The 20,677-nt window shown below is 35.8% G+C and carries 17 protein-coding genes and 3 pseudogenes; 11 read left to right on the forward strand and 9 right to left on the reverse strand.

The features are described 5' to 3' along the window. Window positions 1-45: 45 nt before the first annotated feature. Window positions 46-1,263 carry a hypothetical protein gene (locus AAGD62_RS04520; protein WP_155968902.1) on the forward strand — a complete coding sequence of 406 codons (1,218 nt, stop codon included), beginning with the start codon at window positions 46-48 and terminating at the stop codon, window positions 1,261-1,263. 76 nt (window positions 1,264-1,339) lie between these two features. On the opposite strand, the gene AAGD62_RS04525 is transcribed toward AAGD62_RS04520, so the two are convergent. Then, complete coding sequence (locus AAGD62_RS04525; protein ID WP_155968901.1) at window positions 1,340-2,356, reverse strand: substrate-binding domain-containing protein; 1,017 nt, start codon at window positions 2,354-2,356, stop codon at window positions 1,340-1,342. 141 nt (window positions 2,357-2,497) lie between these two features. On the opposite strand from AAGD62_RS04525, the gene dcd reads away from it, so the two are divergent. The 4 genes and pseudogenes from dcd (at window position 2,498) to AAGD62_RS04545 (ending at window position 6,100) form a co-directional block, all read left to right on the forward strand. Continuing rightward, window positions 2,498-3,055, forward strand: a complete 558-nt coding sequence (gene dcd / locus AAGD62_RS04530) for a dCTP deaminase (RefSeq protein ID WP_006280485.1) — start codon at window positions 2,498-2,500, stop codon at window positions 3,053-3,055. Between the two features lie 353 nt (window positions 3,056-3,408). Then, a complete protein-coding gene (locus AAGD62_RS04535; RefSeq protein ID WP_231115900.1) occupies window positions 3,409-4,728 on the forward strand; it encodes a glycoside hydrolase family 113 in 1,320 nt (439 codons plus the stop codon). Window positions 4,729-4,776: 48 nt separating this feature from the next. Then, on the forward strand, window positions 4,777-5,124 hold the full coding sequence (locus tag AAGD62_RS04540) for an IS630 transposase-related protein (protein WP_155968342.1): 348 nt from the start codon (window positions 4,777-4,779) through the stop codon (window positions 5,122-5,124). Between the two features lie 143 nt (window positions 5,125-5,267). Then, a pseudogene (locus AAGD62_RS04545) lies at window positions 5,268-6,100 on the forward strand (IS5 family transposase). Between the two features lie 35 nt (window positions 6,101-6,135). On the opposite strand, the gene AAGD62_RS04550 reads toward AAGD62_RS04545, so the two are convergent. Together AAGD62_RS04550 and AAGD62_RS04555 are read right to left on the reverse strand one after the other, a co-directional pair. Next, the gene (locus AAGD62_RS04550) at window positions 6,136-6,627 is read right to left on the reverse strand and encodes an IS630 family transposase (protein WP_155968340.1); all 492 of its coding nucleotides are present in this window, start codon (window positions 6,625-6,627) and stop codon (window positions 6,136-6,138) included. 19 nt (window positions 6,628-6,646) lie between these two features. After that, window positions 6,647-6,994 (reverse strand): IS630 transposase-related protein, encoded by a 348-nt coding sequence (locus AAGD62_RS04555; protein WP_155968342.1) that lies wholly within the window; start codon window positions 6,992-6,994, stop codon window positions 6,647-6,649. A gap of 99 nt (window positions 6,995-7,093) precedes the next feature. Here AAGD62_RS04555 and AAGD62_RS04560 point away from each other — a divergent pair, with 99 nt between their 5' ends. The 4 genes and pseudogenes from AAGD62_RS04560 (at window position 7,094) to AAGD62_RS04575 (ending at window position 11,097) form a co-directional block, all read left to right on the forward strand. Beyond that, window positions 7,094-7,474 carry a transposase gene (locus AAGD62_RS04560; RefSeq protein ID WP_341812781.1) on the forward strand — a complete coding sequence of 127 codons (381 nt, stop codon included), beginning with the start codon at window positions 7,094-7,096 and terminating at the stop codon, window positions 7,472-7,474. A gap of 8 nt (window positions 7,475-7,482) precedes the next feature. Further along, window positions 7,483-9,366 (forward strand): annotated as a pseudogene (locus AAGD62_RS04565) (glycoside hydrolase TIM-barrel-like domain-containing protein); the annotation flags it as partial. A gap of 225 nt (window positions 9,367-9,591) precedes the next feature. After that, entirely contained in the window at window positions 9,592-10,755 is a 1,164-nt protein-coding gene (locus tag AAGD62_RS04570; protein WP_155969578.1) for a multidrug effflux MFS transporter, read from the forward strand. 132 nt (window positions 10,756-10,887) lie between these two features. Further along, window positions 10,888-11,097, forward strand: a complete 210-nt coding sequence (locus AAGD62_RS04575; protein WP_341812693.1) for an ankyrin repeat domain-containing protein — start codon at window positions 10,888-10,890, stop codon at window positions 11,095-11,097. Here the strand turns inward: AAGD62_RS04575 and AAGD62_RS04580 are convergent. Beyond that, window positions 11,077-11,909 (reverse strand): IS5-like element ISWpi1 family transposase gene (locus AAGD62_RS04580; protein ID WP_094189578.1). Its coding sequence is split into 2 segments (ribosomal slippage): window positions 11,077-11,540 and window positions 11,540-11,909, totalling 834 coding nucleotides; the frame shifts between segments, so codons are not numbered across the junction. The two genes, AAGD62_RS04575 and AAGD62_RS04580, sit on opposite strands and share 21 nt — an antisense overlap. Before the next feature lie 124 nt (window positions 11,910-12,033). On the opposite strand from AAGD62_RS04580, the pseudogene AAGD62_RS06890 reads away from it, so the two are divergent. Continuing rightward, window positions 12,034-12,124 (forward strand): annotated as a pseudogene (locus tag AAGD62_RS06890) (DUF3168 domain-containing protein); the annotation flags it as partial. Window positions 12,125-12,130: 6 nt separating this feature from the next. Here the strand turns inward: AAGD62_RS06890 and AAGD62_RS04585 are convergent. Together AAGD62_RS04585 and AAGD62_RS04590 are read right to left on the reverse strand one after the other, a co-directional pair. Next, the gene (locus AAGD62_RS04585; RefSeq protein WP_155968340.1) at window positions 12,131-12,622 is read right to left on the reverse strand and encodes an IS630 family transposase; all 492 of its coding nucleotides are present in this window, start codon (window positions 12,620-12,622) and stop codon (window positions 12,131-12,133) included. 19 nt (window positions 12,623-12,641) lie between these two features. Then, window positions 12,642-12,989, reverse strand: coding sequence for an IS630 transposase-related protein (locus AAGD62_RS04590; RefSeq protein WP_155968342.1), 348 nt, complete (start codon window positions 12,987-12,989; stop codon window positions 12,642-12,644). A gap of 132 nt (window positions 12,990-13,121) precedes the next feature. Here AAGD62_RS04590 and recO point away from each other — a divergent pair, with 132 nt between their 5' ends. Beyond that, window positions 13,122-13,844 (forward strand): DNA repair protein RecO, encoded by a 723-nt coding sequence (gene recO / locus AAGD62_RS04595; protein WP_155969012.1) that lies wholly within the window; start codon window positions 13,122-13,124, stop codon window positions 13,842-13,844. 429 nt (window positions 13,845-14,273) lie between these two features. Here recO and AAGD62_RS04600 read toward each other — a convergent pair whose 3' ends face one another. The 3 genes from AAGD62_RS04600 to AAGD62_RS04610 are packed head-to-tail and all read right to left on the reverse strand — an operon-like array spanning window position 14,274 to window position 20,671. Continuing rightward, entirely contained in the window at window positions 14,274-15,656 is a 1,383-nt protein-coding gene (locus tag AAGD62_RS04600; protein ID WP_155969010.1) for a PleD family two-component system response regulator, read from the reverse strand. Continuing rightward, window positions 15,628-15,924 (reverse strand): hypothetical protein, encoded by a 297-nt coding sequence (locus tag AAGD62_RS04605; RefSeq protein WP_341812694.1) that lies wholly within the window; start codon window positions 15,922-15,924, stop codon window positions 15,628-15,630. Before AAGD62_RS04605 ends, AAGD62_RS04600 begins: the two co-directional genes overlap by 29 nt. A gap of 4 nt (window positions 15,925-15,928) precedes the next feature. Then, window positions 15,929-20,671 carry an NAD-glutamate dehydrogenase gene (locus AAGD62_RS04610; RefSeq protein ID WP_341812782.1) on the reverse strand — a complete coding sequence of 1,581 codons (4,743 nt, stop codon included), beginning with the start codon at window positions 20,669-20,671 and terminating at the stop codon, window positions 15,929-15,931. Window positions 20,672-20,677: the final 6 nt, after the last annotated feature.

Consider the following 20,677-nt stretch of genomic DNA (forward strand, 5'->3'; position numbering starts at 1 on the left):
CAAAAATTGTAATAACACCTGAAATGTTAAAATTAGAGGTAAGATATGGTTGAATTAACTGATATACAAACAAACATTCAAAACTCATTAATACAAGCAATCTTGTGTGGCAATCTTCTAGAAGTCCAGAACATGTTCAAAGATAGTGAAGATAGTAATATACAAAAAATTTTGAGACTTGAGTGGATTTCTAATGAACTCAGAAATACCGTTTTAAGGGTTGCTATTGACTCTTATAACATTCAAGATCAAGAGAAAGCTATAGAGATCATTGAACTAATTTGGCAGAAAGCTGATCAAAGAACTCGTGATTTTTTGTGTAGTGCAGAATACGATTCAGCAGAAGGTGGTAGTGTTAGCACAATAAATATGCTTAGAGACCTGCAAGGGCAAGGAAGGACCAACGATTCTAATAACGGATTTGTTCTTGGAGAAGTTATTCAAGAAATGGAAGAGCACAAGAGGGTAATGGGTCTTGATTCCAACTTACAAGAAGCAATAGAAGACCTTGATGTTAATCGAGTTAAAGCAGTATTAGAGAATTGTGGTGCAGATGCAGCAAGGGTTTTAGAGCGATGTGTATATTGGGATGATGGAAGCGTAGATGCCCTTTTAGTTTATCCTCTGCTGGTTAACTATGATAGAGAATTGAACCAAGAAGATGTGGAAAAGATAAAAGAAAGCTTTAAATTAATGTTTGATGCTGCTTCTCCAGGGCTCCTTGGGTTCGAGCCCAATGAAAATAACTATGTAATGGATAAACTTACATGTGCACAAAAACGTTTTGCTAAAATACCTGGAGTAGGTGAGCAATGCTTTCAAGATTTGATTCAAGAATTTGAGGAAAAACTTAGTAAAAATGAACTAGATAATGCCAAGACTGATGATCAGATAGCATGGGATAAAGAGTATGCGACTCGATTTTCACAAGAAATCAATCAGGATCCGTCTGAGAATGATGATCTTAACTTTATAGATGACACTGATCTAGATCAAAACACCGTAAACTCTGCACCAACTGCAGACAACAAAACCCCAGAAAAAAACGATACAAACTTCTGGAGTGAACACAAAGGGAAGATCGCTCTAGGCGTTACTGGACTATGCGTAGCTGGTGCTGTTGCAGCCTATATGCTAGCGTATCCTGTAGTTGCACTGGCTTTAACAGTTTTGGCAGCAGTTATATTAATGGGTGCTGGTATTGCTAAGGTTTTAGAAGATCCAAGTGTAGAAAAAACGTTTACACAACAACAAAAAGCATAACGTTAATAATGTCATCCCAGCGCGCCGTGCTGGGTCTGACTACGCTAGAACAAAGAATATAAAAGAAGTGTTGCCGTCACGTTATATCATAAACTTTTGCTGAAGCTTTCTTTATATCTTCACTTGAAAGTGGAATTAGACCAAGCCTAGATAGGTACCCACCTTCAATACCGATTGAATCTATAATTTCTTTTACGAATTCTCTTAATCCATCAACAGTATCCAAGTGTTCCCTCTTTATGTAAAGGTATAGAGGTCTTGCTAATATATATTTTCCCGATGATATATTTTCGTAAGTTGGCTCAATTCCTGCAATTGTGCTCCCTTGTATTTTATCTTGATTCCTCATTAAAAAGCTGAAACTAAATATCCCTAAGGCGTTCTTGTTACTTTTCAATTTTTGTATTATTATATTTTCATTAATTCCAACTTCTATATACCTTCCATCATCCCTTATATTACCACATGCTTTCTTTCTTTCTTCCTGATCTTTATAATTCTCTTTAAAAATTTTCGAGTTCATACATGAATATTGATCAAGCATAATAGAATTAACCAAAGTTTCGTATGTGCCTGTATTTTGATGTGGACCATAAATTTCAATTTCTGTTTTTGGTAAGGCTTGATTTACATCAGACCAAAACTTCTTATTATTTTTTACTAATTTATCATTTTCTTGAGAATATACAGATAAAGTTTCAAATAAGTCCTTCTTTGTGAAATCAAATCTATGGCTTTGATTTGAATTTGCAATGACAATTCCATCATAGCCAATGATGATCTCTATCACTTCATTAATTTTATTTCTTTTACATAGTTCTCTTTCTACTTCCTTCATAGGGCGAGATGAAGTGGTGATGTCTGGAGTGTCTTCCCCTATTCCTGAGCAAAACATTTTGAATCCTGATCCACTTCCTATCGATTCCACAACTGGAGTCTTAAAGGAGAATACACGATTGAACTCCTCGGCTATAAATGAGATAAAAGGAAAAACAGTTGAAGACCCAACAATTCTGATGTATTTCCTGGCATCAGCATTTGACAGCGGCATGAATAATACGAATACAAAAATCAGGAGAAAGTTTCTAAGCATTATTTTTAGTTAAGAACATAAATCTAATTATTGTAACAAAAAATCAAACTGAAAAGCTTTAATTGCATGACAAAAGCTACAGTTTACATTTAAATTTTATTTTATATTATTGTAAGTATTACACAACTTTAAGGGGCAATTATGGCAGTTATGCCAGATAAATGGATAAGAGAAAAAGCTGAAAATTTTGGAATGATAGAACCTTTTGTGAACCACAAAAGCAGCAAAGGTGTTATATCTTTCGGACTATCATCTTATGGTTACGATGCAAGAGTGGATAATAAATTTAAAATTTTTACTAACGTTAATTCAGCTATCGTGGACCCTAAAAATTTTTCTGAGAATAGTTTTATAGATAAGGAAACAGATGTATGCATAATTCCACCAAATAGTTTCGTACTTGCAAGCACAGTGGAATATTTTCGTATACCAAGGAATGTACTGGTCATTTGTGTTGGTAAATCAACTTACGCAAGATGTGGAATTATAGTAAACGTTACTCCCTTAGAACCTGGATGGGAAGGTCATGTCACACTCGAATTCTCAAACACCACTCCGCTTCCTGCGAAAATTTACGCTAATGAAGGCGCATGCCAATTCGTATTTTTAAGCGGCGAAAGTGAATGCGAGAAATCATATGATGATATGAAAGGAAAATATATGAATCAGCATGGTATCACTTTGCCGCTGGTGAAGTGATTGCCATGAGAGTGGTAATTTTTCACTTCCGTACTTTTTCATTGTTGCTTACAATAATTATAGCTACATCATGTGCTTTTCTTAATTAAAAACTTCAATTATTTATTGTAAATTATTGAATTTGCTACTATTTAGTAGCAAATTGTCATCCAAGTGGCTGTAAAATAACAAATTCGTCATTCCGCTACTAGTTAGCGGAATCTATGCTAAGAGATACCGCGAATGAATCGCGGTATGACGGTTCGCGGCGGCATAACGATAAGCTCGTCATCCCGCTGCTTGTTAGCGGGATCTATCCGCTGCGGCATGACGTAGAGCCTACATTAGCTATAGAAACAAAAAGGAGGATCATTATGTCTACAATAATTTTATCATCAATTTTTGGTCAAGCAGGCAGCATTTTTGGGCCAATTGGCCGGATTATCGGTTCAGAGCTCGGTGCTCTTCTTGGTGCGCAGCTTGATGGTGCGATGTTTAGCCTTGATGCTGAGCAAAAAGTAACGCATGGTGCGAGACTAAAAAATCTGCAAGTTCAAACCTCAACCTACGGCAGAACGATTCCAATTATCTATGGCACTGCTCGTGTTGCAGGGAACATTATTTGGTCACAGCCAATAAAAGAAGAGGCGATAACCACCAAAAGCAAAATTGGAAGAGGTATGAACGTTACATATAATTACTACGCAACGCTTGCAATTGCGATCTGCAAGGGGAAAGTAGAAAAATTAAACAGAATCTGGGCAGATACAACATCACTTAGCTTTGATGAAATAGATTATACTTTTTACAGCGGCAGAGAAGACCAAAATCCTGATCCATTTATGTCATCAATTGAAGGAGAGGGGAATGTGCCGGCTTATAGGGGAATATCTTACATAGTTATCAAGAATTTTCCTTTAGCAGACTATAACAATCGCGTCCCGATATTTACATTTGAAGTGCGAACTGCATTAAAACCCAGTGGATTTTCAATAGCAGAAAATATTCGGAATATCAATATAATACCAGGCTCAGGAGAGTTTGTATATGATACAAAAATACAGAAGAAAATCGCGCAAGAGAAAATAAGCAGCAACCAATATATCCCATATGGGCTGGCACAAAGGGTAAATCATAACAACCACACTAAAAAGAGCGATGCAGTGCTTTCTTTGGATCAATTAAAGGGAGATTTACCAAATGTTGAGTGGGTATCGGTAGTAGTCAATTGGTTTGTGAATGATCTGAACATTAAAGATTGTAAAATATATCCTGCAGTTGAATTTCAAGATGATTCCGCAATATTACCTGATGATTGGCAAGTAGGGGGTGTAACCAGAGATAATGCTCAGCTAATTTCAAAAGATGCGAGTGGAAACCCAAGGTATGGTGGCACAGTTAGTGATGCAGCGCTAATAAGATATATAGAAGAGCTACACAGCAGAGGCTACAAGGTGATGCTCTATCCAATGCCCTTGCTTGACACAAAGAACAAAGAGTGGCGAGGAAAATTGAGCGCGACTCCTGGGGATATAAGTGATTTTTTTGAGAATCAATATAACAAATTTATAGAGCATTATGCAAGCATTGCCAAACAAACTAAAGTGGAAGGGTTTATCATCGGTTCTGAACTTGTGCGGCTTACCAAAATTAGAGATGAACAAGGTAATTACCCTGCCGTTATAGAGCTATAGTACTTCCCAAAGTAAATGATAAAGGTATAATAAGCTATTTGAGTTATAATGGCGTATAGTGTGGATTTAAGGGAAAGGGCAGTATCGATGATAGAAAAAGGGAAGTCAAAGGTTGAGGTGGCAGAGCTTTTGGAGATAGGAATAGCAACTCTGTACCGCTGGTTAAGAAAGAAAGCCGCTGGTGAAAGCCTAAGGCCATCGAAAAACGGCAGCTTTATTCGAAAAATAGACCCAAAAATACTCGAAGAATATGTTAAAAAGAATCCAGATCATACGCTGGCAGAGATGAAACAAAATCTTGGATTTGGAATAAATTCAATTTGGTATAGGCTGAAACAGCTAAGAATTACTTTAAAAAAAAGTTACACTATATCAAGAGCGCAATCAAGAAGATAGGCAGCGATTTACCGATAAAATCTCAAAAATAGACCATTCCAGCATCTTATATATAGATGAAGCAGGAGTTGATAATAGGTTATAGAGGTTGTCCGGAAATAAGTAAAAGGCTATAATATCTGAAATTTTAGTACGGGGTAAAGATGAGAAAAAAGTATCCAACAGATCTAAGCGAAAGGGAATGGGCAAGAATAGAAAAACACTTCAGAGTATCATACAAGAAAGGAGGAAGGCCGCCAAAGTATAGCAAAAGAGAAATATTAGAAGCAATTTTCTATGTATTGCGTACAGGGTGTCAATGGCGGTATTTACCAAATGATTTTCCGCTATGGAAGACTGTGTATGAGCAGTTCAGGCAATGGAAGAAGCAGGGAATTTTTGAGAAAATGAATTATGAAATTACAAAATATAGTAGAAGAAAAATAGGAAGGAATGAGCAGCCGAGTGCCTGTATAGTAGATAGTCAATCTGTAAAGACTACAGAAAAGGGAGGATCAAAGGCTATGATGGAAGTAAAAAAGTAAAGGGTAGAAAAAGGCATATAATTACAGACACTCAGGGTTTTATACTAGGTTGTTACGTAGGCGCTGCTAACGAAAATGATAGAGATGGTATTAAAATAGCATTAAACAATATGAGAACAAAATATACTAAAGTTAAAAAAATGTGGGCTGACATGGGATACCAAGGAAGAAATTTAAAGAATCACATAAAGGAAGAATATGACATAGATATTGAAATTGTTAAAAGGCCTCCATGTAGATTTTGGGTGCACAAAGATACGCCACCTGAGCTACTACCAACAAGAGAACAAGGGTTTAAAGTACAGCCAAGAAGATGGGTTGTAGAAAGGACTTTTGCTTGGGTTAATAGGAATAGAAGGCTATCGAAGGAGTATGATTTACTCACAACATCCACTGAGAATTTCATATACCTAGCTATGAGTAGGGTTATGTTAAAGAGGGAATATGCTTGAATTTACTAGTTTCCGGACAACCTCTATAGTATTTTCTAAAATGAATGATAAATTTCCATTATGGTATTACCAACCAAAAGTTGTAAGTCTGTATATTTATGCATTAAAGGTCTGAGGCGGCTTTTGATGGTATTCCAACAATGCTCTATAGGGTTCAAATCTGGTGAATATGTTGGTAGATAGAGCAAACGGCATCTAGCATTATCTATTAACTCCTTTGTTTTGGGAGTTTTATGGAATGTGGCATTGTCCATAACTATTGTAGTACCATGTGGCAATTTAGGTAATAACATCTTCTCTAACCATGTATTGAATACCTCTTTGTCACACCCACCTTTGAAAGTCATTGGTGCAATAAATCTCTTTCCAATCCACCCGCCTATTATACTGATTCTCTCTCGTTTTCTTCCTGGAATATCTGCATAAATTTTCTTTCCTATTGGAGCACGTCCATACTCTCGGTATAACCTATTATCAACTCCTGCTTCATCTATATATAAGATGCTGGAATGGTCTATTTTTGAGATTTTATCGGTAAATCGCTGCCTATCTTCTTGATTGCGCTCTTGATATAGTGTAACTTTTTTTTAAAGTAATTCTTAGCTGTTTCAGCCTATACCAAATTGAATTTATTCCAAATCCAAGATTTTGTTTCATCTCTGCCAGCGTATGATCTGGATTCTTTTTAACATATTCTTCGAGTATTTTTGGGTCTATTTTTCGAATAAAGCTGCCGTTTTTCGATGGCCTTAGGCTTTCACCAGCGGCTTTCTTTCTTAACCAGCGGTACAGAGTTGCTATTCCTATCTCCAAAAGCTCTGCCACCTCAACCTTTGACTTCCCTTTTTCTATCATCGATACTGCCCTTTCCCTTAAATCCACACTATACGCCATTATAACTCAAATAGCTTATTATACCTTTATCATTTACTTTGGGAAGTACTATACCGAGAGTATGGACGTGCTCCAATAGGAAAGAAAATTTATGCAGATATTCCAGGAAGAAAACGAGAGAGAATCAGTATAATAGGCGGGTGGATTGGAAAGAGATTTATTGCACCAATGACTTTCAAAGGTGGGTGTGACAAAGAGGTATTCAATACATGGTTAGAGAAGATGTTATTACCTAAATTGCCACATGGTACTACAATAGTTATGGACAATGCCACATTCCATAAAACTCCCAAAACAAAGGAGTTAATAGATAATGCTAGATGCCGTTTGCTCTATCTACCAACATATTCACCAGATTTGAACCCTATAGAGCATTGTTGGAATACCATCAAAAGCCGCCTCAGACCTTTAATGCATAAATATACAGACTTACAACTTTTGGTTGGTAATACCATAATGGAAATTTATCATTCATTTTAGAAAATACTATAGTTAAGCTTGCAAAGCGAATAAAACTTCAGCTTGGAAAAGAAGTAACGGTAACTTACGCTGCTGATTGGAGTGAATACCATTCATATGATGGTTGGTATAATATGGATGAACTGTGGTCTTCAGAGTACATCGACGTTGTTGGCATAGATGCTTATTTTCCACTGACTGATGGTCCAGAGCCTCCTTTTGGTTATTCCGCGGAAGATGTAATGGGTGGTTGGAGCAGTGGAGTGGGGTATGATTATTTCTATGATTACTCAAAGGGTGAGCCTGAAAGAGTAAAGTATAACGACAGCAGGTATGCGTGGAAAAACATAGCAAAATGGTGGAGTGAAACTCACATAAATCCAGGTGGTAGTAAAACGAAATGGCAACCAAAAATGAAAAAAATATGGTTTACTGAGTATGGATTTCCCAGTATGAACGGCTGCACTAATGAGCCAAATGTGTTTGTTGACAAAGGCAGCATAGAGAGCAAATATCCACGATATTCAAACGGAGAGGTGAGCTTTCTTTCGCAAAAAATTGCAATTGAAGGAACGCTAAAGAAGTGGCAAAGCTCGGAAATGGTAGAAAAAATGTTTCTCTGGGCGTGGGATGCAAGGCCATTTCCTTATTTCCCCAATTTGTGTAATATGTGGACTGACTGCCATAATTGGCAGACAGGCCATTGGATTCAGGGAAAGCTTTCACAGCTTAATATTTCCGATGTTTTATCGGATCTATTACAAAAAGCAGGTTTAAAAAGCGATCAGTTTGATACAGGTGGCGTCAAAGGGTTATTGTCTGGATATGTGATAAACGACCAGCAACCCGTACGTTCAATTATTAAAATGCTGCAAAGTTGCTATTTTTTTGATGTGGTTGAACAGGACTCTAAACTGAAATTTGTCCAAAAGGGCAGGGGAGTTACAACTGTAATGCCAATTGGTGAAACGGTTTTCAGTAACAATTCAAAACTTGCTAATATCAGTCAACTGGATTTAAACAATAAAGTTAACATCGTTTACTTTAACCGCAATTTTGGCTATCCAATTGATGTTAAATATGCTGAGTTGCCAAAGCAAGGCACTGCTATAACAGTTGAAATACCGCTCATTATGGAGGAGGGAGAGGCGCAAAATATAGCTGAGGTTTTACTTTATTCTTCGTGGCAAGAGAGAAATATATACAATTTCAAGCTGCCGATAAAATATGCGTGGCTTGTGCCAAGTGATGTAATAACGATTTTAGACGGTGAGAAAAAGCATACGGTGAGAATTATAAAAACAAAATTTGAAAGCATGTCCATTCAAGCAATTGGCGTTGGTTATGATCACTCTATATATAAGCTTTCTTTTCCTTCAACAAGATCACTTATGCTGAAGGAATACCCTCCTTCTCATATCAGCAAAACCATCGTAGAAATGATAGATTTACCGCATGTTAAAGATAATATTGCAAGCTTTACTTTAATTGTTGAGGAAAGGAATTGGAAGGGAGCAACACTCTTTGTTTCGTACAACGATAAGGATTATAAGCCTATCGCAAGCACAAATAAGCAGTCTACTTACGGATATGTAATGGAATTAACAAATGAGGGAATTACAGTAGTGTTGCGTTTTGGTAAGCTGCGAGGAATTATCGATTCAAATTCAGCATTAATCGGAAAAGAGATAGTGAAATTCCAGAGTGCTGAACTTATAGATAAAAATAAATATAAGCTTAGCAACCTAATTAGAGGGCAAGAGGGCACTAAAGATGCCACAGGTGAAAAATTTGTTCTACTTGATGATTCAATAATATCTTTCGAAGTGCAAAGGGGAAAAAAGTTTTACCTAAAAGCAGTGACTTACGGTGATTCATTGGACAATACGGAGGCGAAGGTCCTAAACAATTGATGCTCAATATTTAAAGCTTAAAGTGAATAATTGAAGATAAGGTATTGAAATTCGTGCTTTTCATGATTTTAGCTTAAGATTTCAGTGTCCGCTACTCGAATGACATCGTTTACTATGTAACATTGTACTTATACTAATGAAAAAAATACATTATAATTAAGTATATTTAATCCAGTAAATCATTAAGTGAAAACAGCTCTTTCGCAAAATATCATTTCTCTTATTATGATATTGTCTGTAGCAATTGTCGATATGGCAACTGACCTATACTCAGTTGCACTACCAAGCATTGCCAATTATTTTAAAGTAGAAGGCAGTGTAGTGCAGCTTACAATTAGCTTGAATCTAGTTGGATTTGCGGTATCTGGATTAATTTATGGTCCATTATCGGACCATTATGGTAGGCGTCCAATGATGCTGATTGGTATGACAATTTTTACTTTGGCAAGTGTCATGTGTTATATAGCCGACAGCATTGCGCTCTTGATACTAATTCGCTTCATACAAGGAACAGGGGCTGGTGTTGCAGGTGTTGTTGGGTATGCAGCAATAAGGGATATGTACTCGGGTAGTGAATACTCGAGAGTAATTTCAAAATTAAATATGGTTGTGGCACTCTCACCTGGGATAGCTCCAGTGGTGGGCAGTTATATAATTTCACATGGTTATCATTGGAAATTTTTGTTTTTTATTATGTCACTCGCGGCAATTGCTATGCTTATTTTTATTTACTTTAAGTTACAAGAAACACTCACTATAAATAAAAATGAAACCAGTATAACTAACATAACTACTAATATCTTCAAGCAATATATATCAATATTTAGAAATTATCGTTTCCTTGGGTTTTCAGCCATTCATGGATTAACTTTCATGTGGCTTTGGGCATACGTTGCTAACTATCCTTTCATATTTGAATCAATGGGCATTGAAGTACAGTATTTTGGCTACCTCATATCGATCATAGTCATATTTTACATAATTGGAACTTTAATTAATAGAAGGTATGTACCAAAAGTAGGGGTTAGCAAAATGCTAATAATAGGTTTGGTGTTACCGATAATATCCGATAGTTTATTGGTATATTTTTATTTCGCGGACAAGTTGAATATATTCATTCTTCAAACTGCTTGGATTCCAGCCAATATCGGACTTGCATTAATAATAAGCAATAACGTAACTTCTGCTTTAGAAACGATCAAAGGTATAGGGCTTGGTAGTGCAGTCCTCTCATTCTGCAATATGATGTTTGGGGCTATTGGAATATATATAGTAGGAAAATTTTTTCGCTATGGTATTTTACCAAATTTACTATTAACAATAGCATGCTCTACAATTGCAATTCTTATGTACAGCCAGCTCAAATGTACTGAAAAACACAGGGAATAACCATTATTTGCGTGATCCAGAGCTCATGGGTTATTAATGACTTTATCATGATAATATAATTTTACAGGGGGTGAGAGCTCATAGATTATTAACGACTTTATCATAACAATATAGTTTTACAGGAGGTATGGGATGAGTAATTTACAAAGTATAAATAATGATTGGTTTTCTGCTGTTATAAAAGGTAATACTAATAAAGTAAAGCGTCTAATAAGTGAAGGAGCTAAGGTTAATGCAGTAGATGAATATAACAACACTCCTTTACATTATGCTGCTACGAATGGCGATGCAGAGATAGAGGTTGTCCGGAAACTAGTAAATTCAAGCATATTCCCTCTTTAACATAACCCTACTCATAGCTAGGTATATGAAATTCTCAGTGGATGTTGTGAGTAAATCATACTCCTTCGATAGCCTTCTATTCCTATTAACCCAAGCAAAAGTCCTTTCTACAACCCATCTTCTTGGCTGTACTTTAAACCCTTGTTCTCTTGTTGGTAGTAGCTCAGGTGGCGTATCTTTGTGCACCCAAAATCTACATGGAGGCCTTTTAACAATTTCAATATCTATGTCATATTCTTCCTTTATGTGATTCTTTAAATTTCTTCCTTGGTATCCCATGTCAGCCCACATTTTTTTAACTTTAGTATATTTTGTTCTCATATTGTTTAATGCTATTTTAATACCATCTCTATCATTTTCGTTAGCAGCGCCTACGTAACAACCTAGTATAAAACCCTGAGTGTCTGTAATTATATGCCTTTTTCTACCCTTTACTTTTTTACTTCCATCATAGCCTTTGATCCCCCCTTTTCTGTAGTCTTTACAGATTGACTATCTACTATACAGGCACTCGGCTGCTCATTCCTTCCTATTTTTCTTCTACTATATTTTGTAATTTCATAATTCATTTTCTCAAAAATTCCCTGCTTCTTCCATTGCCTGAACTGCTCATACACAGTCTTCCATAGCGGAAAATCATTTGGTAAATACCGCCATTGACACCCTGTACGCAATACATAGAAAATTGCTTCTAATATTTCTCTTTTGCTATACTTTGGCGGCCTTCCTCCTTTCTTGTATGATACTCTGAAGTGTTTTTCTATTCTTGCCCATTCCCTTTCGCTTAGATCTGTTGGATACTTTTTTCTCATCTTTACCCCGTACTAAAATTTCAGATATTATAGCCTTTTACTTATTTCCGGACAACCTCTTAACATAGATCCCGCTAACAAGCAGCGGGATGACGAGTTTCTATATATCTTTCGAGGGTTAATTATGAAAAAAATTCAAGCTATAAACGAGTTGTACAGTAGCATTTATGAAGCACTAAAAGCAAACTCTGATTTAAGGAAATATGTTACTATAGTATTTTCTAAAATGAATGATAAATTTCCATTATGGTATTACCAACCAAAAGTTGTAAGTCTGTATATTTATGCATTAAAGGTCTGAGGCGGCTTTTGATGGTATTCCAACAATGCTCTATAGGGTTCAAATCTGGTGAATATGTTGGTAGATAGAGCAAACGGCATCTAGCATTATCTATTAACTCCTTTGTTTTGGGAGTTTTATGGAATGTGGCATTGTCCATAACTATTGTAGTACCATGTGGCAATTTAGGTAATAACATCTTCTCTAACCATGTATTGAATACCTCTTTGTCACACCCACCTTTGAAAGTCATTGGTGCAATAAATCTCTTTCCAATCCACCCGCCTATTATACTGATTCTCTCTCGTTTTCTTCCTGGAATATCTGCATAAATTTTCTTTCCTATTGGAGCACGTCCATACTCTCGGTATAACCTATTATCAACTCCTGCTTCATCTATATATAAGATGCTGGAATGGTCTATTTTTGAGATTTTATCGGTAAATCGCTGCCTATCTTCTTGATTGCGCTCTTGATATAGTGTAACTTTTTTTTAAAGTAATTCTTAGCTGTTTCAGCCTATACCAAATTGAATTTATTCCAAATCCAAGATTTTGTTTCATCTCTGCCAGCGTATGATCTGGATTCTTTTTAACATATTCTTCGAGTATTTTTGGGTCTATTTTTCGAATAAAGCTGCCGTTTTTCGATGGCCTTAGGCTTTCACCAGCGGCTTTCTTTCTTAACCAGCGGTACAGAGTTGCTATTCCTATCTCCAAAAGCTCTGCCACCTCAACCTTTGACTTCCCTTTTTCTATCATCGATACTGCCCTTTCCCTTAAATCCACACTATACGCCATTATAACTCAAATAGCTTATTATACCTTTATCATTTACTTTGGGAAGTACTATAGTAACGGAGTAAGTGATTTTTATGGATTACAAGCTCTAGGTGTACTATCCTATAATATCATACGGTCAATATACTCTAAATGAGATGGAAAGATGAAGGCATCATTATAGCTGCTAAAAAATACGGCGATAAAAACTTAATTCTTTCTCTGTTTACAAAAAATCATGGAAAGCGCAGGGGATTAACTAAGCTAACAAACAATAGCAATTATAAGTTTCAGATAAGTAATCTATTACATGCAGAATGGAGTGCTAAGTTACCTGAAAATCTAGGTTTTTTTAAGTGCGAATTAATCGAATCTCCATTCCATCATTTCTTTCAAGATAGGTTAAAAAGCATTACTATTGTTTCTTTCTCCTCTATTTTAGAAAAAGTGCTTCCAGAAAGTGAACCCTGTGCCATGCTGTATGACAATTTTCGATATTTCATCGATGTAATTAAACACAACAATCAGTCTTGGCAAAGCCATTATCTTAACTTAGAGCTTCTGCTTCTTACGCAATTGGGATTCAAGTTAGACTTATCCAAATGCGCTGTAACAGGTGTTAAGGAAAATTTACAATTTATTTCTCCAAAAACTGGTAGAGCAGTGTCAAAAAAAGCAGGAGATTATTATGCAGATAAACTCCTACCTTTTCCACAAATATTACATGATGTATACAATAATAACCTACAAAACAGCTACTCATTCCAAGAATTTCAGTTAGGACTGAAAGTCACAGGATATTTTTTAAATAAGTATCTATTTTTGCAGTTAAACGTGAAATTTCCAGAGCTGAGAAACCTCATGTTGTCGCTTTAATCTTAGCAGTCCTACGTCATACCGCAATTCATTCGCGGTATCTCTTAGCATAGATCCCGCTAACAAGTAGCGGGATGATGAACTTATCGTCATGCCACCGCGAACCGTCATACCGTCACGGTATCTCTTAGCATAGATCCAGCTAACAAGCAGCGGGACGACGGTTGTCAGGGTGTCATCCCAGTGCCCAGACACTGGGATCCAGAAAAGTTTGCTTGTGAACAAGCAAACTAGCATGGAAAGTGGTTACAACGTTTTCGATGAGATTATATGGAAAACTGGATTCCAGTGTCAAGCACTGGAATGACAAGGTATAAACCTTATCGTCATGCTGCCGCGAACCGTCATACCGCGATTCATTCGCGGTATCTCAGCATAGATTCCGCTAACTAGTAGCGGAATGACGGTTGTCGGCAAACTTAAGCCACTTTAGCTATAGCCAGTAACCACTCTATTTCTACCACTGTTTTTTGCTTTATATAAATATTTGTCGGCACGTACTATAAATTCTTTAATATTGTCAAGGTCAGATTCTTGCATTTCTGCAATTCCAATGCTCACAGTTACATCGTGGGTTGTATTTTTATCCGCAAGTATAAAAGGTTTTTTAGCAATAATTTTGCGTATTCTTTCCGCAATAGTATACGCATCTGATGTATCGGTATCTGGCATTACAACAACAAATTCCTCACCACCAAATCTAGCTAACAAATCTGTCACTCTAATATTTTCAGAAATTCTTCTCTGTATTTGCTTTAAAAGTTCATCTCCAGCACTATGCCCAAAACTGTCGTTCACCATCTTAAAATAGTCTATATCAAGTATCATAAGAGACAACCTTCTATCCTTTTCCACAGAGTCCTTAACAATGTTTCTTAAGTGTGCATCAAAATATCTTCTATTATAACAGTTAGTTAATGGGTCCTTTATAGACATTTCCGCATTATTAAATAAATTCATTCTCAAGGCATCTTGATATCTTTTGCGTTTTACTTGCGAATTAACCCTTGCTATTAGCTCACCCTCATCCAAAGGTACTGTTAAATAATCATTAGCACCTACATCAAGTGCTTTTACTAAATTGTTTTTATCATAATCCTCAGAAAGAATCAGAATTGGTGTATAACGTGTTTCCACCTTACTACGAAACTCAGAACACAAACGCAAGCCGTCAGTTTTTGAAAATTGCATATCAGAAATGATCAGGTCGTAACCATTCTCAATACCAACCTTCAATGCTTCCATTGGATCACTCAGTATTTTAATTGACCTAAAGCGTTGCTTTAATATATTATATATCTGCTCTGCTTGATGAACATCCTCATCTATAACAAGTATGTTAGCATCAAAAATCTGATTGGAATAATCCATAATACTGTTTCCTGCGACTCCACCAATCTCAGCGTTAGTTTCTCCTCTCAAACGCAATTCATCGATAATCATCTTTAAGCGTGTGAGAGACTTAATTCGTGCAGATAAAGCAGTTTCGTTTATTGGTTTAGTCAGAAAATCATCCGCGCCAGCATTAATACCTTGCACTCTATCATGAGTATCATGCAGCGCAGTTACCATAATTATTGGAATATGGGTTGTCAAGGGATCACTCTTTAGCTCCTTACAAACTTCAAAGCCATTCATCTTTGGCATCATGATATCAAGTAATATAATATCAGGCTGCTGCTTTGCTACTAAATCTATAGCTTCTTCACCATCATGAGCTACGATAACCGTATAGTACTCTGCTTTTAGTCGAGCTTCTAAAAGCTTGACATTAGATAGTACATCATCTACTACCAGAATCTTCGCTGTCATTATCTTTAGGTGTATTATCTATATCGTAAGTAGGATAAAGCTTACCATTTTTACCAACTATGTAATTTACTTTCTCAGTATTACACTCTTTATATAAGTCTTCAATTCCGGCATCCTTCAATAACCTTCTGGCTTTTAACCTTACAATTGTAAAATACCTATATATAGTCTTAATAAAATCAATAAATACAGGTACCTTATTTTTATCAAGAACAATTATGCTCACTAAAGCTACAACTAAAATTTCTGAAAGACCTATATTGAACATTTTCCTATGAAGCAAGTACTTTAATCCTTCTGATTATAAATATTAATTTGCTTAAATCAAGTTTAGAAGCAACCATCTCATCTAAAAAACTATTATAACGTTCTATGTAGTCCTTATCATCACAAGCCCAGGTTTGAACCTTATCTTCGGGGTTATCAGTAGCTTTTATGACTTTAACAGCTAGCTTGTGATGGTAATTGCTTAAATCGTCCAATAAATCATTAACTAAGCTGCGATCCCAATAAGAAGAGCGGCTTTTCATCTTGATGGCAATTGTTCTAATCAGATCGAATCTTAACAGCGACTTTAACTCAAAGTATATTTTACCAGCATCAAGAATGGACAAAGATGTCTGTTCAGCAACAGATATAATGTCCAGTGCATAAGCAAGAACGCATAGATCAGCAACTTTTTTTGCTAGATCTTTATTTATATTAAGTTCTACTAAAGAAGTTGATCCATGGCTATAGATCTTTAATAGGTGTTCATCTAAAACATCAGTTAAGTTCTGGCCTAAAGTTTCAATTGCATCTTTAAATTTTGTAACATCATCCAATTCTACAAAGCTAAGCTTGCCAAGATTTTTCACTAGCCAAAATGATACTCTGCCAATAAATTTCTGCACGTTCCTCACTATTTGTAAGTATGAGTTAACATCAATTTTTCCATCCAATTCATCAATTTTCTGCCACAGGCTGTTTAAATCATACAGGTGGTTAACAACAATATATATGTTAACCGCTTCTTGTATCTTAATTCCAGTGTTCTCAGCCAAATTATTGATGAATATACAGCCCATTCTATTCACTACATCATTTGCAATGCAAGTAGAGATAATTTCTCTACGAAGTTGGTGTTTTAATATGAAATCCTTAAACTTTGTTACCATCTTTTTAGGAAAATAACCTAGCAAGTAGTCATGAGATATAAGATCTTTTTCAGACAGATCGGAATGTATAATTTCATTTTTTATTGCTGTTCTAGCATAAGACATTAGAACAGAGAGCTGAGGAGAACTGAAACCTTCTGCACCAGTTAACATCCTTGCTATCTCTTCTTCAGTTGGAAGAAATTCTACGCTTCGGTTTAACAGCCCAGATTTTTCTAAACTGAGCAGTAACCTGTGGTGCTGCTCCAATCTCTCTTTAGCTTGCAAACACTCAAGAAGTAATGCTTTTGTTTCAATTTTGTTGTGGTTCTCAAGCACTTTGGATGCAACTTCATCCACCATACTTGCCAGTATTTCATTCCTTTTTTCTAAAGAAATACCCCCTGCTTTCATAGCTGAAACAAATGCAATCTTAATGTTAACTTCAAGGTCCGAACATATCACTCCGGCTGAATTATCAACAAAGTCTGCATTGATATATCCACCTTTTTCAGCATATTCTATTCTTCCAAACTGTGTACAACCAAGATTTCCACCCTCTATAAACATAGAAGCTCTAATATCTTTACCATTCACTCTTAACTCATCGTTTGCTTTGTCACTGACCATGCTATGATTTTCACTCTTTGCCTTAACAAACGTGCCGATTCCTCCATTCCATATGAAGTCCACTTTTGCTTTCAATAGATATCTAATCAAATCACTTGGAGGTAGCATATCTTCTGTTATATCAAAGCACTTTTTTATTTCTTGAGAAATGTTTACTTGCTTACTGCTACGCTCAAATACTCCTCCACCCTTAGAAATCAAATCTTTATTATAATCCATCCAAGTTGAAAATGGTAACTCAAAGAGACGTTTACGCTCTGTGAAACTCTTTTCTGCATCAGGGTTTGGGTCAACAAAAATATGCATATGGTTAAATGCGCCGATTAAATGTATATTTTTTGAAAGCAGCATACCGTTTCCAAATAGATCGCCAGCCATATCTCCAATTCCAATAACAGTTGTATCCTGGTAAATATCCTTATTCATTTTCCAAAAATGCCTCTGTGCTGCAATCCATGCACCTCTGGCTGTAATACCCATTTTTTTGTGATCATAACCTGCTGATCCACCAGATGCAAATGCATCGCCAAGCCAAAAATTGTATTCAGAGGCTATCTGGTTGGCATAATCAGAAAATGAAGCAGTGCCTTTATCTGCTGCAACTACCAAGTATGGATCGTCTTCATCATACCTAATCACATTCTCTGGTGGAATTATTTCACCATCAACCACGTTATCAGTAATATCAAGCATTCCTCTAATAAAACTCTTATAGCACTCAACACTTTTCTCTCTTAAAGTATCTTTGTCTTTATAAACTTGCTTAATTACAAACCCACCCTTTGCGCCAACAGGGACAATAACCGCATTTTTTGTCATCTGAGCTTTCATGAGCCCCAAAACTTCAGTGCGAAAATCTTCCGTCCTATCCGACCACCTTAAGCCACCACGGGCTAATTTCCCTCCTCTTAGATGTATTCCCTCAAAAAGGTTTGAATAAATATACAATTCGCGATACGGACGAGGATCAGGCAAACCATTTATTTTACTTGAGTCAAATTTTGTAGATAAATATGGTTTATCGTCTTGATAATAACTGGTCCTTAAAATAGCCATTATCAAGTTAAATATCGAGCGCAAAACGTAATCATGTGAAACATTGCTGATCTCTTTTAGAAGTTCCTCAATTTTTTCTCTGACAATGTCCGTAGTTTCTGCTCTATCAATGTCTATGTTAGGATCAAATCTTGTATGAAATAGTTGTATCAAATACTTTACTACTTTTGGATACTCTGAGACTACCTTTTGGATATATTCTGGGTTGTAGTTAAATGACGTCTGCTTTAGATAGGCACTTAGCGCTCTAATCAGAAGCACTTCCTTCCACTTGAGCCCAGCAATAATGATCAAACTATTGAAATAGTCATTTTTAATTTCCTTGCTAAACACTTTCGCAAGTGTTATTTCAAATTGCTCTTTTAGAGTAATGTTGTCTATTAATTCATCGACTCTTGACAACACAAAATGGTGTATCCATATTCCACCGTTAATTTCTATGTAATAGCCATTATGAGATAGAATTTTAGCTCCCAAATTCTTAGTGATCCTTAATATCTTCGATAATTCAAGGCCTCCATTGTTTGGAGTATAAACCTTTAATTGATAATTAAGATTATCACGAGTAAGTCTTAAATCGACCTCGCTAACTCCTTTCTTCCTCACTATCTCCAATTTTTTCATATCGTAATATGCGTCATGAGGTTCGAAACTCTCTTGATAGCTTATTGGAAATGCCTTGCAATAACGGATGAATATATCCTCAACAGTGCTAAAAGTATTGTATAAATTGTCTATAAAACGATCTTCCCACTTTTCTGTAATGTTTCTTAATTTGTTTTCGATACGCAAAACTTCATCATCAAGAACGCTAGCATTTTTGGTCTTTAGCACTACATGCAATTTCATCAAATCATATTCATTGATAATGTGATTGTTATAAATATCTGAACTTCCTGCACTTGTCTCATCCTTCAATATGTCACGTATCTTGAACATTAGCCTAGCGCTAGCATAACGCATCGGTATCAGCACTATGCAACTAATAAAATCCCCGACTCTTCTTAAAAATAATCTGACCCTTGGCCTAATCGCAAGAGACATGATCGAAATGCAAATTTTAAATAATTCGTCTTCATTTGATTGGAATAATTCATCACAAGAGAACACTTGCAAAATAGAAATCAAAGCTTTATTGTTGTGGCCCCCGGTTACAAATCCTGCATTTTTTTCTATAACTTTAACTTTATCTTTTATTATTGGAATAGTTCGAATATCTTGGACCTCCGCTACAGAAGTAAATAGCCCGAAAAAACGCCGTTCCTTTACTACATTACCCTGGTCATCAAATTCTTTTACTCCTATACAATTCATGTATGTACGCCGATGGACTATTGAGATTAGATCTGATCTCAATATGTATAGGGAATCAAGGTTTGCAGAAGGAATCAACGTACTTTGACCTACTCTCATCAGGCCAAGGTCCTTTTTGCCATCACAGACGAGTTTTTCATCTTTACCAGCAATATATTCTTGATAACCTAGAAATACAAAATTATTATTCTTTAACCAAACTAGAAAATCTTTTTGCTCTTGATTTCGGTCTGGTGTCATTCCAGTGCGTGACACTGGAATCCACGTGTCCTTTTCCTGGATCCCAGCTGGGATGACAGAAAGACTTGCCTCATCAAGTTTCTTAAGCATTAAGTGCCAATCTTTCACAACACAATTAACTGCTTTCAGCGTTTTTTGTAGAGATTCTTTTAATGTATCAACAAAACTGTCACTTATACCTTTGATAATTACATATATAACTGACTCTTTTATTCCATTACTTTCTTCCAAAGGGTAAATCTCATCTATTAGGCCATCTTTTCTTTTAATGTTAATTATGCTGTTGCTGTAATAGCATATGGTTAAATCGTGCGACTTAATAGTTGTAATAACGGAGTCAACCAAAAATGGCATATCATCGTTTGTTATCTTAATCGTGGTAAAATCGCCTTCTATTCCTGGTATATCATCTATATTACTTACTACTAACTTACTTTCATCTTTCTCTTTTTGAGAAACAAAATTGTAAGCATCGTTTACAATATATAGCAAAAACTTATCATTGGCTTTTAGGTCGCTTTTATAAACAAAACTATAAAAATACTTAATAAATTTTTTAATTTTTTCTTTATCTTGCTGATTTTCTTGATCAGCTAACTTAAATAAAGACTCAGTGTCAACATTATGATCTATACACATTTTTTT

Source organism: Wolbachia endosymbiont (group A) of Eristalinus aeneus (assembly GCF_964026915.1).
Taxonomy (GTDB): Bacteria; Pseudomonadota; Alphaproteobacteria; order Rickettsiales; family Anaplasmataceae; genus Wolbachia; species Wolbachia pipientis.

Coding starts and splice junctions, on each gene's coding strand:
- AAGD62_RS04600 (WP_155969010.1), bottom strand. CDS start 15,656: ATGACAGCGAAGATTCTGGTAGTAGATGATGTACTATCTAATGTCAAG.
- AAGD62_RS04605 (WP_341812694.1), bottom strand. CDS start 15,924: ATGTTCAATATAGGTCTTTCAGAAATTTTAGTTGTAGCTTTAGTGAGC.
- AAGD62_RS04575 (WP_341812693.1), top strand. CDS start 10,888: ATGAGTAATTTACAAAGTATAAATAATGATTGGTTTTCTGCTGTTATA.
- AAGD62_RS04590 (WP_155968342.1), bottom strand. CDS start 12,989: ATGGCGTATAGTGTGGATTTAAGGGAAAGGGCAGTATCGATGATAGAA.
- AAGD62_RS04520 (WP_155968902.1), top strand. CDS start 46: ATGGTTGAATTAACTGATATACAAACAAACATTCAAAACTCATTAATA.
- AAGD62_RS04610 (WP_341812782.1), bottom strand. CDS start 20,671: ATGTGTATAGATCATAATGTTGACACTGAGTCTTTATTTAAGTTAGCT.
- AAGD62_RS04535 (WP_231115900.1), top strand. CDS start 3,409: ATGTCTACAATAATTTTATCATCAATTTTTGGTCAAGCAGGCAGCATT.
- AAGD62_RS04570 (WP_155969578.1), top strand. CDS start 9,592: ATGATATTGTCTGTAGCAATTGTCGATATGGCAACTGACCTATACTCA.
- dcd (WP_006280485.1), top strand. CDS start 2,498: ATGGCAGTTATGCCAGATAAATGGATAAGAGAAAAAGCTGAAAATTTT.
- AAGD62_RS04540 (WP_155968342.1), top strand. CDS start 4,777: ATGGCGTATAGTGTGGATTTAAGGGAAAGGGCAGTATCGATGATAGAA.
- AAGD62_RS04555 (WP_155968342.1), bottom strand. CDS start 6,994: ATGGCGTATAGTGTGGATTTAAGGGAAAGGGCAGTATCGATGATAGAA.
- AAGD62_RS04525 (WP_155968901.1), bottom strand. CDS start 2,356: ATGCTTAGAAACTTTCTCCTGATTTTTGTATTCGTATTATTCATGCCG.
- recO (WP_155969012.1), top strand. CDS start 13,122: ATGAGATGGAAAGATGAAGGCATCATTATAGCTGCTAAAAAATACGGC.